The sequence below is a fragment of the Streptomyces sp. NPDC006385 genome, assembly GCF_040612485.1.
Classification (GTDB): Bacteria; Actinomycetota; Actinomycetes; order Streptomycetales; family Streptomycetaceae; genus Streptomyces.
In genome coordinates this window covers 1-13439 of record NZ_JBEXQG010000125.1, presented here as the reverse complement: position 1 = coordinate 13439, position 13439 = coordinate 1, and the positions used below count along the sequence as shown (strand labels likewise).

Genomic DNA, 13439 nt, shown 5'->3' with positions numbered 1-13439 from the left:
GAAAGCCCGAGTACGCCCAGTACGAGGGCTTCCGGGCGGCACGCCGAGAGAGCGCACCGGACGCCGCGCGGCCGCCCTTCGGGCGACGACGCCACTTTCGCAACAGGCCCTAGGCCGGCGCCATGAGCAGTGGCCGTGCCCGCTCCCGCAGCTCGACGACCCTCGGCTCGTCGCCGTACGGCTCCAGGCGGTGCAGCAGGTCCTTCACGTACTCGGTGGTGCGCGCGGACGATATCCGCCCCGCGACCTCCACCGCCCGTACGCCCTGCTCGCACGCGGCATCGAGATTGCCCGACTCAAGCTCGGCGACCGCCGACACGACGAGCCGCAGCCCGTGCGAGCGCACGAACTCCTCCGTCGGCTTCGACAGCGCCTGCTCCGTGAAGCGGCGCACCTGGCGCGGTGCCTTGAGGTCGCGGTAGCACTCGGCGGCGTCCGCGGCGAAGCGGTCGTAGGAGTAGAAGCCGAGCCACGACGGGTCGTTGTCGCCCGCCCTGGACCGCTCCAGCCAGCCCTCCGCCGCCTTCAGCGCCGCCCCGGCGGCCTGCGCGTCGCCGGCGCGCGCGTGCGCGCGTGCCTCGACGAGCCGGAAGAAGCTCATGGTGCGGGCCGTGGCGAGGCCCCGGTTGCGTTCCAGCGCGGCCTGGGCGAGGTCGACGCCCTCGTCGCCGAAGCCCCGGTAGGTCGCCTGGAGTGACATCGACGCCAGGACGTACCCGCCGAGGGGTACGTCGGCTGCCGCGCGGGCGAGCCGCAGTGCCTGGATGTAGTACCGCTGAGCGGCCTCCTGTTGCCCGGTGTCGAAGGCCATCCACCCGGCCAGGCGCGTGAGTTCGGCGGAGGCGCCGAACAGGGCCCGGCCCACCTCGTCGGAGTACGAGCCGAGCAGCAGCGGTGCCGCCTCGACCCGTAAGCACTCGGGCACCATGGACGAACGCCAGTCGCCGCCTCCGTACTTGGAGTCCCAGCGCCTGGCGTCCTCGGCGGCCTCCCGCAGCTTCTGCACATCGCTGTGGCCGACTTTGAGCGGTGCGCCGGAGCTCTCGGACGGGCTCACCTCGCGCGCCACCGAACTGTCGGCCGGTGTTATCAGCCACCGTGAGGCAGGCGTTGCGTATGCGCTTACTGCGAAGGATCCGGCCAGCGACTGCCAGATGCCGCCGGAGCCGGCGCGGCGGCCGGCAAGGTCGAGACGGTACAGCTCCGTCGCCGACTTCACCGCCTGTCCGACGTCCCGGGGGAAGGCGAGGCCCACTTCGGGTGCGGGGTCCGCGTCCGCCAGGCCGATCTCGTGGAGCGGCACCGGGCGGCCCAGCTTCTGGCCGATGGCGGCGGCGATGAGGTGCGGCGCCGCACCCTGCGGCACCATGCCTTTCGACACCCAGCGCGCCACCGACGTCTTGTCGTAGCGAAGAGTCAGTCCCCGCTGAGCGCCAAGGTCGTTGACGCGTCGGGCGAGTCCTGCGTTGCTGATTCCCGCGAGGGCGAGAACGGCGCCGAGTTTTTCGTTCGGCCCGCGTTGCTCCCTGGACATGCGCCACCCCTCGACACAGACGGCTGCCGCGCTGGCATAACCACGCGGCATTCGTAAACCCAGCGTAGTTCGCCGCATCCCAAGCGTTAAGGGGCATTGTTCCGGATGGCGGGATTGTGGTCCGTACTCAAGTGCGCACCCGACACGCTCAGTTGTGGCGCGCTCCCGCTGTGTGGCCGTGCGCCTGTCCGTGCGCTCTTTCTCCGGCCATCGGGGGAGCGGTTCCATGGCTCGTGCGTGGGTCGGCCCGCTGTACTGGATCCAGTGGGCTGGGGGATTCCGCCGCCTACATCCCCGCGGGCGGCGGAACGGTCCGGGGGGCGTACTCCGTTCCCCGGACTGCGCGCGGCGGCGAGCACGGCGAGTAGTGCGCAGGACTTGCACGGAGCGTGCGCGAGCCTGTCCCCATGGCGCCGATTTGGCCGAAAATCGATCCCACCTCTCTGGGGTAATCACCGCTCCCACCATGGAACTTGAGGGCGCGAAGGGCGTTTTTGGGGAGCGTACCGGGGGCGCATTCACGTCGCCGATGTCGCGCGATCCCCTTGCCCCGCCCGGTAGTTCGAGCCGCATGCGATCTCCGCGGGGCGCCCGCGCGGGCGCAATTGGGGGAGTTCGAGCGGCTCCGTCGCCGCTCCGGCGCGCGTCCTTCATGGCAGCATGGTGACCGGTTCGTACGGTGCACTGGTTGTCCACAGCCTGTGGAGGCGTCGATGCGGTGGTTGGTGGGATGGAGCAGCACCGCCCCGGTGGCCGCCCGGATCGGTTCCGCGGGGGCCACCGGAAGCGACGGCGAGACCGTGCACCCGGTGGGATCCCAACTCCTGTGGGGCGACCCCGACCCCCTGTGGGCCGTCGGCGACTGGCGCCCGGACGAGGTGCGCGTGGTGAAGGCCGACGCGCAGACCCGGATCGCGGTGCTGGGCACCTGCGGGGCGAGCGACGAACAGCTGCGGGTCGGCCTGTTCGCCGCGCGCGGCGGGGCACTTCGGCATCTGACGGCGTGGTCCGGCAGCTACACGGCCGTCGTCCAGGTCGGCCGCAGGATCACGGTGTGCGGCGATCTGGCAGGCGCGCGGCCCGTGTTCTACACCCCCTGGGCGGGCGGTACGGCGTATGCGACGGCCGCGCTGCCCCTCGCCGACCTCACCGAGGCCAACCTCGACTTCGGCCACCTCGCCGCGCTGCTCGCCGCCCCCGACGTACCGGCGGCCCTGCACGACTCCACCCCCTACGACGGCGTACGGCGCATCCCGCCGGGGCACGCGCTGATCCTGCGCACGGGGGCGCGCGAGATCGCCGGGTACGAACAGGTCGCCTCGCTGGCGGTCGCCGCCCCGACCGCGGACCCGGACACCGCGGTGGACGCCGTACGCGACGCCCTGATCGAGGCGGTACGCGCGCGTCTGTCCGCGCCCCGCCATGTCCCCGGCGCCGACATGGACCCCGGCCCGGTGCCCGGGATGGGCCCCGCCGAGCGGCGCGCGGCGCGCGGGATGCCGGTGCCGGGCATCGGCGCGGACCTGTCCGGGGGTCCCGCGTCGGCGACCCTGGCGCTGCTGGCCGCCGGCCTCCCCGGCATGCCGGGCACGGTCCTGGGCCACGGCACGGGCGCGGGGGAACGCCTCCTCGCGGTCACCTTCAACGACCTCGCGGTCGGCGGCCGTGAAGCCGAGCTGGAGCGAGCGGGGGCCCTCGCGGCCAACCCGCGCCTGCACCACGTGGTGGTGACCGGCGGCGAGGAGACGCTGCCGTACGCCGACCTGGACGGCCCGCTGACGGACGAGCCGGGTCCGAGCCTGGTGACGGCGGCGAGGCACCGCGCCCGCCTGGCGTCCGGCAGCGCGGACCACTTCACCGGATACGGCGCCCGCCAGGTCCTGGACGCCCACCCGGCCCGCCTCGCGGACCTGCTGATGGACCGCAAGCGGCGCCACCTGGTCCGCCCGGTCGCGGCGCTGGCGAAGGCGGACGGCTCGGTGCTGGTCCCCGCGCGCGTGTACGGCGCGGCCCGAAAGCTGGCCCGCACCCCCTACCGGACGGGCCTGGAGTCCCTGGCGGACCGCCTCCTGCACCGCCGCTTCGACGAGCCCGGAGGCGCCGTAGGGGCGTCGCTCGCCGCGCTCACCTGGGCCAGACCGGGTCCGGCGGCCCGCTGGCTGACCGGCGAGGCGCTGGCTGAAGTATCGGTTCGCCTGCAAGCGGCGACGCACCGCAACGGCGTGGGCCCGGGACAGCGCCCCGGCGACTATCGCGCGCGTGCGGCGCTGGCCCGGCACGCGGCGGACCTGCGCGTCCTCGAACAGGCCGCCGAGATCCGCTTCCAGCGCCTGCACGCCCCGTTCCTCGACAACCAGGTCGTCCGCGCCTGCCGCGCCCTCCCGGAGGCCCTGCGCGTCCAGCCCGGCGCCCGCGCCGCGATCCTGCGTACGGTCCTGGAGGGCGCCGGAGTGGCCGACCTCCCCGCCGGCTGGGGCGCTCCGTCGCACGCGTCGTCGGCGGTGGCGGCGCGCACGGGCATGCGCGTGGCCGCGGACTCGCTGATGGCCCTGTTCGGCACCCCCCTCCTCGCCCAGGCGGGCCTGGTCGAGGCCCGCGTCGTCCGCAAGGCCCTCCGCGCGGCGGCCGAGGGCGAGCCCCTGCCCCTGGACGGGCTGGCCGACCTGGTCTCCCTCGAACTCTGGCTGTGCCGCCTGCTCGCCCGCCGCGGCACCTGCTGGACCGGCACACCGGCCCGCCAGCGGGCGGTACCGGCGGGCATCACGCCGCAGCGGGGGGCGTTGGGTGCCGGCGCCGCGCCCGACCGCCTCACACGCAGCTGAACTTCGACTCCGCCCAGTCCGCCAGCAGCAGGGTGTCGGTGGCGCTGTGCGGCTCCACCACCAGCCGCACGGTCTCGCGCCCGGCGAGGTTCACATGGACGGGTACCGCCGGGTCCCCGCCCTTGAGCAGTCCGGACCGCCAGAGCCGGACGCCGTCGGCGTGGACGGAGAAGGAGAACGTGCCGAGCCCCAGGGTCGAGTCGTCGACGCCGACCATCGCGTCGTAGGCGGAGCACTCCCGGTTGAGATCGATGGTGACGGAGGACCGGCCGTGCACGGTGACGCCGTGCGCGTACCGCTTGTCGGCGATCGACACGCCGTACCGCTGCCACACCCAGCTGCTCTCGCCGATCCGCATCTCGGGCGCACTGCCGTCGCCTGCGATGTCGTACGACAGCCGGCTCCACTGGTAGACGGCCGGGGCGGGCGGGGGAGTCGGAGCGGGCGGCGGGGGCGGGGGCGGAGTGGGGGTCGGTGTCGGCGTCGGGGTGGGCGCGGGACGCGGCGTGGGCGTGGGTGCCGGGGCCTTGGTCGGTGCCGGGGCCGGCTTCGGCTCGACGGCCGGGGCGATCGCCGGGGGCTGGGGGGCGGGTTCCTTCTTCGGCGGCTGCGGAGGCTTCGGCGGCTTCGGTGTCGGTGTCTCCTCGACGATGGGAGACGGCGCGGGAGGGTGCTTGGCGTCCTCCCTGTCGGCCGGCTTGTCGTTGCCGGCCAGCGCGAGCACGATCGCCGCCGCCACGCCCACGGCGACCACACCGGCCGCGATCCCGGCCTTCACGGGCGCGCCGAGCCCTTCGGAGGCCGCCGTACCGCCCCCGGCGCCCCCGGCGCCCGCCCCGCCGGACGAAGCGCCGCCCGCCGCCGCGGCCGCTCCCGCGGCACCGGCCGCGCCCGCCCCCGCACCGCCGGCGACGAGCCCGGCCGCCTTGGCGTACCCGGCGGCGCCGAACCAGCCGATGACCGCGACCGGCACGACGGCGGGGATACCGCCGGCGACTTCCTTGATCTGGCCGGCGGCCAGCCGGCACTTGGCGCACTCCTCCAGGTGCTTGCGCAGCCCCCGCTCGGCACGCGTGCGCAGGCTGCCACGGGCGTAGGCGCCGAGCCGGTCGGCGTAACGGGCGCATCCCTCGTCGTTGGCGAGGCTGGCGCTGACGTGGGCCTGCAGGTAGGCCTGCTTGAGTCCCTCGCGGGCGCGGCTGGCGAGCACGCGCGTGCCGTTGGCGTCGAGCCCGAACAGCGTGGCGACCTCGCTCGGCGACTCGTCCTCGACCTCGGTGTGCCACAGCACGGCCTGCCAGCGCTCCGGCAACGACCGGAAGGCCCGCATGGCCATGGACCGCTCGGCCTCGTGCATGGCCCGCACATCGGCGCCCAGGTCCACGGTGTCGTCGTCCGAGACATCGGACGCGCGGGCGGACTGCGCGGCGAACACCGCGAAGTCGTCGACCAGTTGCTCACGCCGCGCCGACCTCGTCCAGTCCGCGGCGGCCCGCCGGATCGAGGTGAGCAGATACGCGCGTACGGCGTGCTCGGGACCGGAGCCGCCGCGTACCGCCTGGAGCATGCGGGCGAAGACCTCGGCGGTGAGGTCGTCGGCGGTGTGAGCGTCACGGCAGCAGGTGCGCGCGTACCGGCGTACCGCTTCCGCGTGACGCCGGTACAGCTCCTCGTAGGCGGTGTCGTCGCCGGAGCGCATCCGCCCGATCAGGTCGGCGTCCGACGGCGGCAGCTCGCGCGGCGGCGGCAGCACGCCGTCCTCACGCCGGTCGCGCTGTGCCGGGACACCGCCCTCCGCGCGCCCCCGGGTGCGGCCCTCCGCGGGGCCGCCGCCCGGCGGCAGATCCGCCCGTCCGCCCTGGCTCGGTACCTGCGGAGTCGACGCGTCACCGTCACCGGGTGACTCGTCCCGCCCGTCAACACTCATCGCGGAAAGCCCCCGCCGCCAGCTTCACCAGTCCAGGACACCGGGTCAGGGTGCCATATTGGCTTTTGGTCAGGACCCTTGCGTACGTACATCCACTCGTCCGTGGGGACTTCCCGCGAGGCGGTACTAGCCCGCGCCCGTACGGGGAAGGCTCACATGACCTTCGCGGGGCCGGAGTTGACTCCCGCGGCCGAATTGCCCGGTATTTCCCGCCGTCGTGATCGAGGCGAGGGCGGCGCGGCACCCCGCCCCTCGATCACCCGGCACGGTCACCCCGGCACAGTCACCCCAGCACAGTCACCCCAACTCGGTCACCGCCGTCGCATCGGCCCGCTCACGCCTGAGGCCGCGACCGCAGCCCCTCCAGCAGGATGTCCAGCAGCCGAGCCGACGCCGCCGCCTGCTGCGCCGCGTCCGGCAGCGAGGGCGCCGCCGTGGCGATCACCAGCAGCACGTCCGACACCGACACGTCGGCCCGCAGCTCACCCGCCGCGCGCGCCCGCTCCACGAGCTGGCCCACCACGTCGAGCAGCGCCGCCGCCCCCGCGTCGTCCACCGGACCCGCCGAAACCGCCGCCGACCGCTCCGGCACCAACCGCAGCTCACCGGCGCCCGGCTGTATCCGCTGCTGCGGCACCCGGGCCTCGTCGAGCGCGGCACCGTCCTCGGCGACCCCGACCCGCAGCACCTGCGGCGGCAGCAGCCGACCCGCGCCCGAGGCCACCGACGTGCGCAGGAAGCGCGACAGCGCCGACCACGGCTCGTCCTCCTGGCCGAGCGCCGCACGCGCCTGGTCGGTCAGCCGGGAGGTCTCCTCCTCGGCTATCCGCCGCACCAGGACGTCCTTGCTCGGGAAGCGCCGGTACACCGTCCCGACACCGACCCGCGCGCGCCGCGCCACGTCCTCCATCGGCGCGCCGTACCCCAGCTCGCCGAAGACCTCGCGCGCCGCACGCAGCACGTGCTCCAGATTGCGCTGTGCGTCCACGCGCAGCGGCGTCGTACGCGCGCTGTCCCCGCGTCCGTTGCCCGCAGCCGCGCTCATCGTGCCGCTGACCGCTCCGCCGCCCGGTGTGACGGCGGACGCGGAAGCCCAACGAGAATCCTGAACATGCATAAGCGATCCCCCGGTAATGACGTCTCCCCCCGGAGACTCCCCGTCATCGAAAGCCGGAGCGTCGCGGAACAAGCCCGGACAACGGGTCCGCCCTGTGTGACTCGCGGACCCGAAGAGCGCATCCCCCTACACCCCGTCGACACACGAACATAGTTGAGAGGGAGTCAATTCAGAAGGGGCAGGTTCCGCACAGAGCGCCCCCCGTTCGGAGTACGGGTCGTTTACGTCCGGATTGCGCCACCCGAGTTCCCCCGGCGCACACCCATTGACCTGCGGACTTTCCGCGCACTCCGACAATTCGGCCACATCACGGCACCGCCGGCTTCCGGTCACACAAATTGTCGAGCCTGTGGACAAACGCAAGCGTCGGGTGCGTCATGGGATGGTGAAGGAACGTGCGCGCATTCTCGTTGTCGGCGGCGGCTACGTCGGGATGTACACGGCCCTGCGTCTGACGCGGAGACTGAAACAGGAACTCGCGCGGGGCGAGGCCGAGGTCACGGTCGTCACTCCCGACCCGTACATGACGTACCAGCCGTTCCTCCCCGAAGCGGCCGCCGGGTCCATCTCCCCACGTCACGTGGTCGTACCGCTGCGCCGCGTGCTGCCGCGGTGCCGGATCATCATCGGCGAGGCCACCGCCATCGACCACGCCAAGCGCACCGCGACCCTCACCACCCTCGCCACCGCGGAGGAGGGCACGGGCACCGAACAGCTGTCGTACGACGAACTCGTCCTCGCCCCCGGATCCGTCTCGCGCACCCTGCCCGTCCCCGGCCTCGCCGACCACGGCATCGGCTTCAAGACCGTCGAAGAGGCCATCGGCCTGCGCAACCACGTCATCGAGCAGATGGACATCGCCTCCTCCACCCGCGACCCCGCGATCCGCGACGCGGCCCTCACCTTCGTCTTCGTCGGAGGCGGCTACGCGGGCGTGGAGGCGCTCGGCGAGCTCGAGGACATGGCCCGCTACGCCACGCGCTACTACCACAACGTCCGCCCCGAGGACATGAAGTGGATCCTCGTCGAGGCCTCCGACCGCGTCCTCCCCGAGGTCGGCGAGGACATGGGCCGCTACACCGTCACCGAACTGCGCCGCCGCAACATCGACGTACGCCTGAACACCCGCCTCGAATCCTGCGCCGACCGCGTCGCCGTCCTCAGCGACGGCGCCCGCTTCCCGACCCGTACGGTCGTCTGGACGGCCGGCGTCAAACCCCACCCGATCCTCGCCGCGACCGACCTGCCCCGCAACGAACGCGGCAGGCTGAAGTGCACCCCGGAGCTGTCCGTCGAGGGCACCACGCACGCGTGGGCCGCGGGAGACGCCGCCTCCGTCCCCGACGTCACCGCCGGCGCACCCGGCAAGGAGTGCGCCCCCAATGCCCAGCACGCCCTGCGCCAGGCGAAGGTGCTCGGCGACAACATCGTCCACTCCCTGCGCGGCGAACCCCTGGAGACCTACGCCCACCAGTACGCCGGCTCGGTCGCCTCCCTCGGCTTCCACAAGGGCGTCGCACAGGTCTACGGCCGCCGGCTGAAGGGCTACCCTGCCTGGTTCATGCACCGCGTCTACCACCTCAGCAGGGTGCCGACCTTCAACCGCAAGGCCCGCGTCCTGGCCGAGTGGACGCTGTCGGGACTCTTCAAGAGGGAGGTCGTCTCCCTCGGTTCGCTCGAACATCCCCGAGCGGAGTTCGAACTCGCGGCCGGTGGAAAGGATCCCCACAACCCGGAAGGCGACCCGAAGGGGTCGTCCTGACCGGACCCAGGAACTCCACCGACCGACCGGGCGTCTGACGGGTGTCGGCCAGGTCGGCCGCACTGCCAGACTGATCCCGAACCGCTCCCGACCCCCGCAAGCGAACCGATCCCGACCCTGGACGATCTTGGACGGCACCCGCCCGCCCATCGACCCGCAAGGCTCTCCCCACAGTGCTGCGATCCCGGGGTACCGCCGCCCTTCAGACCCCCGGCCGGGTCCGGAGCCGGCAGAAGACGACGACACGAGGCAAGGATTCGTGAACTTCACGCGCTGGAGCGCCCGGCTCCCCGGAACGCAGCGCCGCGCCGCAGCGCGGACCGAACCCACGGTGGCGGTCACGCCGGACCGCCGGGGAGAAGGCCCCGGGTCCGTCCCCGCGGCCCGCGCCGAACACCTCACCGACGAGGCCAAACCGATCCCCGCCCTGGACGAACTGCCGGTCCGGGAGGTCCTGGACCGCGTCCCGTCCCTGGTCGCCCTCGTCCACGGCTCCGACCACCGCCTCGCCTACGTCAACGACGCCTACGTGACGGCCTTCGGCGTACGCCACCCGGGTGCACCCGCCCGCGAGGCCCTTCCGGAACTGGCCGAACTGGGCCTGCTCCCCCTCCTCGACCAGGTCCTGCGCAGCGGCAAGCCCCGCACCCTGAAGTCCCGCAAAGCCCCCGGCGGCCGCTCCTACACCTTCACCTGCACTCCCGTGACGGAGGGCGAGGGCGGCGTCCTCATCTTCGCCACCGACGTCACCGACCACGCGGAAGCCGCCGAACGCCTCCGCGCCAGCGAACGCCGCCAGCGCGAAACCGCCGTCACCCTCCAGCGCTCCCTCCTCCCCCAGGAGCTCGAAGAACCGGACGACCTGCGCATCGCCGCCACCTACCACCCGGGCGGCACGGAGGCCGCGGTGGGCGGCGACTGGTACGACGTGATCACCCTGGGCGGCGGCCGCACGGCCCTGGTGATCGGCGACGTGATGGGCAGAGGCGTACGAGCAGCCGCGGTCATGGGCCAACTCCGTACGGCGGTGCGGGCCTACGCCCGCCTGGACCTCCCCCCGCACGAGGTCCTCCAACTGCTCGACGGCCTGGCCATGGAGATCGACGCCAACCAGATCGCCACCTGCGTCTACGCCATCCACGACCCGAACGAGGGCCGCCTGGTGTACGCCTCCGCCGGCCACCTCCCCATCCTGGTCCGCGACGAGAACGGCCAGGTCCAGCGCGCCGACGAACCCACCGGCCCGCCCCTCGGCACCGGCGGCTGGATGCACGCGTCCGGCTCGATCGCCCTGAGCCCCGGCTCCACGGCCGTCCTCTACACCGACGGCCTGGTGGAACGCCGGGACGAGGACCTGGACGAGGGAATCGCCTCCCTCGAACGCGCCCTGGCCGGCGCGACCGGCACCCCCCAGGTGGTCTGCGACCGCCTGGTCCGAAGCGCGGGCGTGACGGCGGACCACGACGACGACGTGGCGGTCCTGGTCCTCCAGCACCCGGCCCGCACGGGCCCCGACAGCGACCTCTTCCGCAACGCCGCCCTGGAACTCCTGGGCGGTGTGGAAGCGGCCCCCCGAGCCCGCGCCTTCGCCTCCGGCGTCCTGACGAGCTGGCGTTTCCCGGCGGACCTCCACGACCTCGGCGTCCTCGCCACGAGCGAACTGGTGGCGAACTCCCTCCAGCACGGCACGCCACCCATGCGCCTGCGCCTGCGCCGCACCGACCGCCGCCTGATCATCGAGGTCACCGACGGCGACGACCACCTGCCACGCCGCCGCAGAGCCGAACCGGGCGACGAATCCGGCCGAGGTATCGCCATCGTCGCCACCATCGCCTCCGCCTGGGGCTCCCGCCGAACGCCGGGCGGTGGAAAGGCGGTGTGGTGCGAGTTCGTCCTGCCCAAGCCGACGGACCGCTAGCACGGGGCGTTGTCCAGCCCGTCCGGTGTTCGAGTCCGGGCCGGGGCGGCGGGGCGAGCGAACTCAGGCGTGCGCCCGAGCCTGCCCGGACGGCGACGCGGACCCCTGCGCCACGACCCGGCTCCTGACCAGCCACGGCTGATCCTGCGCGGCACTGAGCTGCCGCCCCAACCGCAACCCGAGATACGTGATCCCCAGCGAGAACGCCAGAAACGTCACGACATACGGCCCGTGCAGCGCCGCCCCCATCGGCCCACCGACCGCCGGCCCCACAGCCAGCGCAAGCTGCTTCACCAGGGCGAACGCGGAGTTGTACTGCCCGGCCATCCCCTCCGGCGCCAGATCGGCCACGAGCGGTGCAACGGTCGGCGACAACATCGCCTCCCCCAGTCCGAACAACGCGTACGTCGAGACAAAGGCCGCCGTGGCCATCGCCTGACTCCCGTGCCCAAGACCGGCGTACCCCGCCGCGACCCAGGCCACAGCCCAGATCAGCCCCACAGCCGCGATCACCCGCGACCGCCTCCGCCGCTCCACGAACTTCAGCACGGCGAACTGCGCCACCACGATCATCGCGGTGTTGGCCGCCAACGCGGTCCCGAGCGCCGACGTCGAAACCCCGGCCGCCTCGACCCCGTACGCGGCGAGCCCCGACTCGAACTGCCCGTAGCAAGCGAAGAACAGCACGAAGCCCAGCACACACAGCTGCACCATCGCCCGGTTCCCGAGCAACTGCTTCCAGCTCCCCTTCGCCGACCCGGCCCCCGGCGCCCCCTCGATCCGAGGCGCACGCGGCATCCGCACGGTCGACATCACCACGACGAGCAGCAGGAACATCGCCGCCTCGATCGCGAACAGCACGGTGAAGGACGAGACGCTCGTCGTGTCGACGAGATGACCACCGATCAGCCCGCCCACCCCGAGCCCCAGGTTCTGCAGGAAGAACTGCATCGCGAACGCCCGAGACCGAGTCTCCGCGGACGAGCAGTCGACGATCATCGTCGCGAGCGCCGGCTGCATCACCGCCTGCCCCGCCCCGAGCGCGGCCGCCGACAGCAGTACGGCCGCCGCACTCCCCGCGAGCCCCAGGCTCAGCGCCCCGAGCGCGGCGGTGACCAGAGCGGCGAGCAGCACCGGCAACGGACCCCGCCGGACGATCGCCCGCCCGGCGAACGGCAGCACCACCAGCGCGGCCACGGCGAAGACGGCGAGGACCAGCCCCGCCGTCATGGCACCGAGCCCCCGCACCTGCGCCACATAGACGTACAGGTAGGGGACGGTGAAACCGAGCCCGAACGCGCTGAGTGCGTTGCCCACGTGGATCCGGCGCATCGCCGCGCCCATCGCCCTGGTCACGTTCACCTCTCTCGCATGTAGACCTGAAGACTTCAAAGCTAAACTTCGAAGCTAAAGAGTACACATCGAAGGACTTCAACGCCAAGCAAGCCCGTGCGATACTCGGCCCATGGGCGACACCACCGGCATCAGCGAGCCGACACTCGAAGAGCAGATCGCCGCCTACCAGCGCGAGTTCCAGGACCTCGACCCCCAGGTCGAGAAGATCGTCTCGGCGCTCTCGCGCCTGAACCGCCGCATGAACGTCGCCTACGGCCGCCAGACCGCCGCCCTCGGCATCAGCAACGCCGAGTGGGAGGTCCTCAAGGCCCTCGTCCTGTCGGGCGCCCCCTACCGCATGGGCCCCAGCGACCTCGCCAAGCGTCTCGGTCTCACCCCCGCCGCCATGACCCACCGAATCGACCGCATGGTCGCCGAGGGTCTGGTAACCCGGGAGCGGGACGAGTCCAACCGGGTCCGCGTCATCGTGGAATTGACAGGGGAGGGGCGAGAGAAGTGGCTGGAGGCGATGAGGCTCGCGACGGTCTTCGAGGAGGACCTGCTCCAGGACCTCTCCGCGGAGGAGCGCACCGCCCTGGGAGAGGTCCTCACCCGGCTGCTCCGCAGGGTGGAGCACGCCCAGCCGGACGCCGGCGGACGCCTCAGTGACCTGGACTGATGCGAGCCCCGACGCCGCCACAAAAGATCTTGACAGGGGCCACTTGACAGCCCCATCCCCGCTCCGTAAAGTTCTTCGGGTTGCCACGGAGCCGTAACGGTTCTGCGACAGCACCTCCCGCCGCGAAAGCGGCAACAAACCACCAGCATGACCTCCCGACGGGGTTGATTTCGGCGTGCCCGAATTCAATTCGAATAGGGACTCGGCGGCCCGATTGGGAATCGCCGAGAGGATCCGCTAAGGTTTGAGACGTCGGAACGGCCCAACGGCCGCGAAGACAAGCCCCGCTGACGGGGAGTCAGGCCCGAAAGGATCTGATAAAGTCGGAGCCGCTGGAAAGGGAAA

Annotated in this window: 8 protein-coding genes; 4 read left to right on the top strand and 4 right to left on the bottom strand. The window is 72.6% G+C overall.

The genetic code is table 11. The features are described from left to right. Positions 1-109 precede the first annotated feature (109 nt). Complete coding sequence (locus ABZ078_RS42960) at positions 110-1534, bottom strand: MFS transporter (RefSeq protein ID WP_356583978.1); 1425 nt, start codon at positions 1532-1534, stop codon at positions 110-112. A gap of 713 nt (positions 1535-2247) precedes the next feature. Here ABZ078_RS42960 and ABZ078_RS42955 point away from each other — a divergent pair. Further along, entirely contained in the window at positions 2248-4356 is a 2109-nt protein-coding gene (locus ABZ078_RS42955) for an asparagine synthase-related protein (RefSeq protein ID WP_356583977.1), read from the top strand. On the opposite strand, the gene ABZ078_RS42950 is transcribed toward ABZ078_RS42955, so the two are convergent. Then, positions 4343-6283, bottom strand: a complete 1941-nt coding sequence (locus ABZ078_RS42950; RefSeq protein WP_356583976.1) for a sigma-70 family RNA polymerase sigma factor — start codon at positions 6281-6283, stop codon at positions 4343-4345. The genes ABZ078_RS42955 and ABZ078_RS42950 overlap by 14 nt on opposite strands. Positions 6284-6617: 334 nt before the next feature. Then, positions 6618-7400 carry a helix-turn-helix domain-containing protein gene (locus ABZ078_RS42945; RefSeq protein WP_356583975.1) on the bottom strand — a complete coding sequence of 261 codons (783 nt, stop codon included), beginning with the start codon at positions 7398-7400 and terminating at the stop codon, positions 6618-6620. Between the two features lie 382 nt (positions 7401-7782). Between ABZ078_RS42945 and ABZ078_RS42940 the strand changes: the two genes are divergently transcribed. Continuing rightward, the gene (locus ABZ078_RS42940) at positions 7783-9162 is read left to right on the top strand and encodes an NAD(P)/FAD-dependent oxidoreductase (protein WP_356583974.1); all 1380 of its coding nucleotides are present in this window, start codon (positions 7783-7785) and stop codon (positions 9160-9162) included. Positions 9163-9421: 259 nt separating this feature from the next. After that, positions 9422-11080, top strand: a complete 1659-nt coding sequence (locus ABZ078_RS42935; RefSeq protein ID WP_356583973.1) for a SpoIIE family protein phosphatase — start codon at positions 9422-9424, stop codon at positions 11078-11080. A 63-nt stretch (positions 11081-11143) separates the two neighbouring features. Here ABZ078_RS42935 and ABZ078_RS42930 read toward each other — a convergent pair whose 3' ends face one another. Next, positions 11144-12412, bottom strand: coding sequence for an MFS transporter (locus ABZ078_RS42930; RefSeq protein ID WP_356583979.1), 1269 nt, complete (start codon positions 12410-12412; stop codon positions 11144-11146). A gap of 133 nt (positions 12413-12545) precedes the next feature. On the opposite strand from ABZ078_RS42930, the gene ABZ078_RS42925 reads away from it, so the two are divergent. Continuing rightward, complete coding sequence (locus ABZ078_RS42925; RefSeq protein ID WP_356583972.1) at positions 12546-13094, top strand: MarR family transcriptional regulator; 549 nt, start codon at positions 12546-12548, stop codon at positions 13092-13094. Positions 13095-13439: the final 345 nt, after the last annotated feature.

What these genes read in the sequence shown, in the direction of transcription:
- ABZ078_RS42960 (WP_356583978.1), bottom strand. Translation starts at nt 1,534, where the DNA reads ATGTCCAGGGAGCAACGCGGGCCGAACGAAAAACTCGGCGCCGTTCTC.
- ABZ078_RS42955 (WP_356583977.1), top strand. Translation starts at nt 2,248, where the DNA reads ATGCGGTGGTTGGTGGGATGGAGCAGCACCGCCCCGGTGGCCGCCCGG.
- ABZ078_RS42950 (WP_356583976.1), bottom strand. Translation starts at nt 6,283, where the DNA reads ATGAGTGTTGACGGGCGGGACGAGTCACCCGGTGACGGTGACGCGTCG.
- ABZ078_RS42945 (WP_356583975.1), bottom strand. Translation starts at nt 7,400, where the DNA reads ATGCATGTTCAGGATTCTCGTTGGGCTTCCGCGTCCGCCGTCACACCG.
- ABZ078_RS42940 (WP_356583974.1), top strand. Translation starts at nt 7,783, where the DNA reads ATGGTGAAGGAACGTGCGCGCATTCTCGTTGTCGGCGGCGGCTACGTC.
- ABZ078_RS42930 (WP_356583979.1), bottom strand. Translation starts at nt 12,412, where the DNA reads ATGCGCCGGATCCACGTGGGCAACGCACTCAGCGCGTTCGGGCTCGGT.
- ABZ078_RS42925 (WP_356583972.1), top strand. Translation starts at nt 12,546, where the DNA reads ATGGGCGACACCACCGGCATCAGCGAGCCGACACTCGAAGAGCAGATC.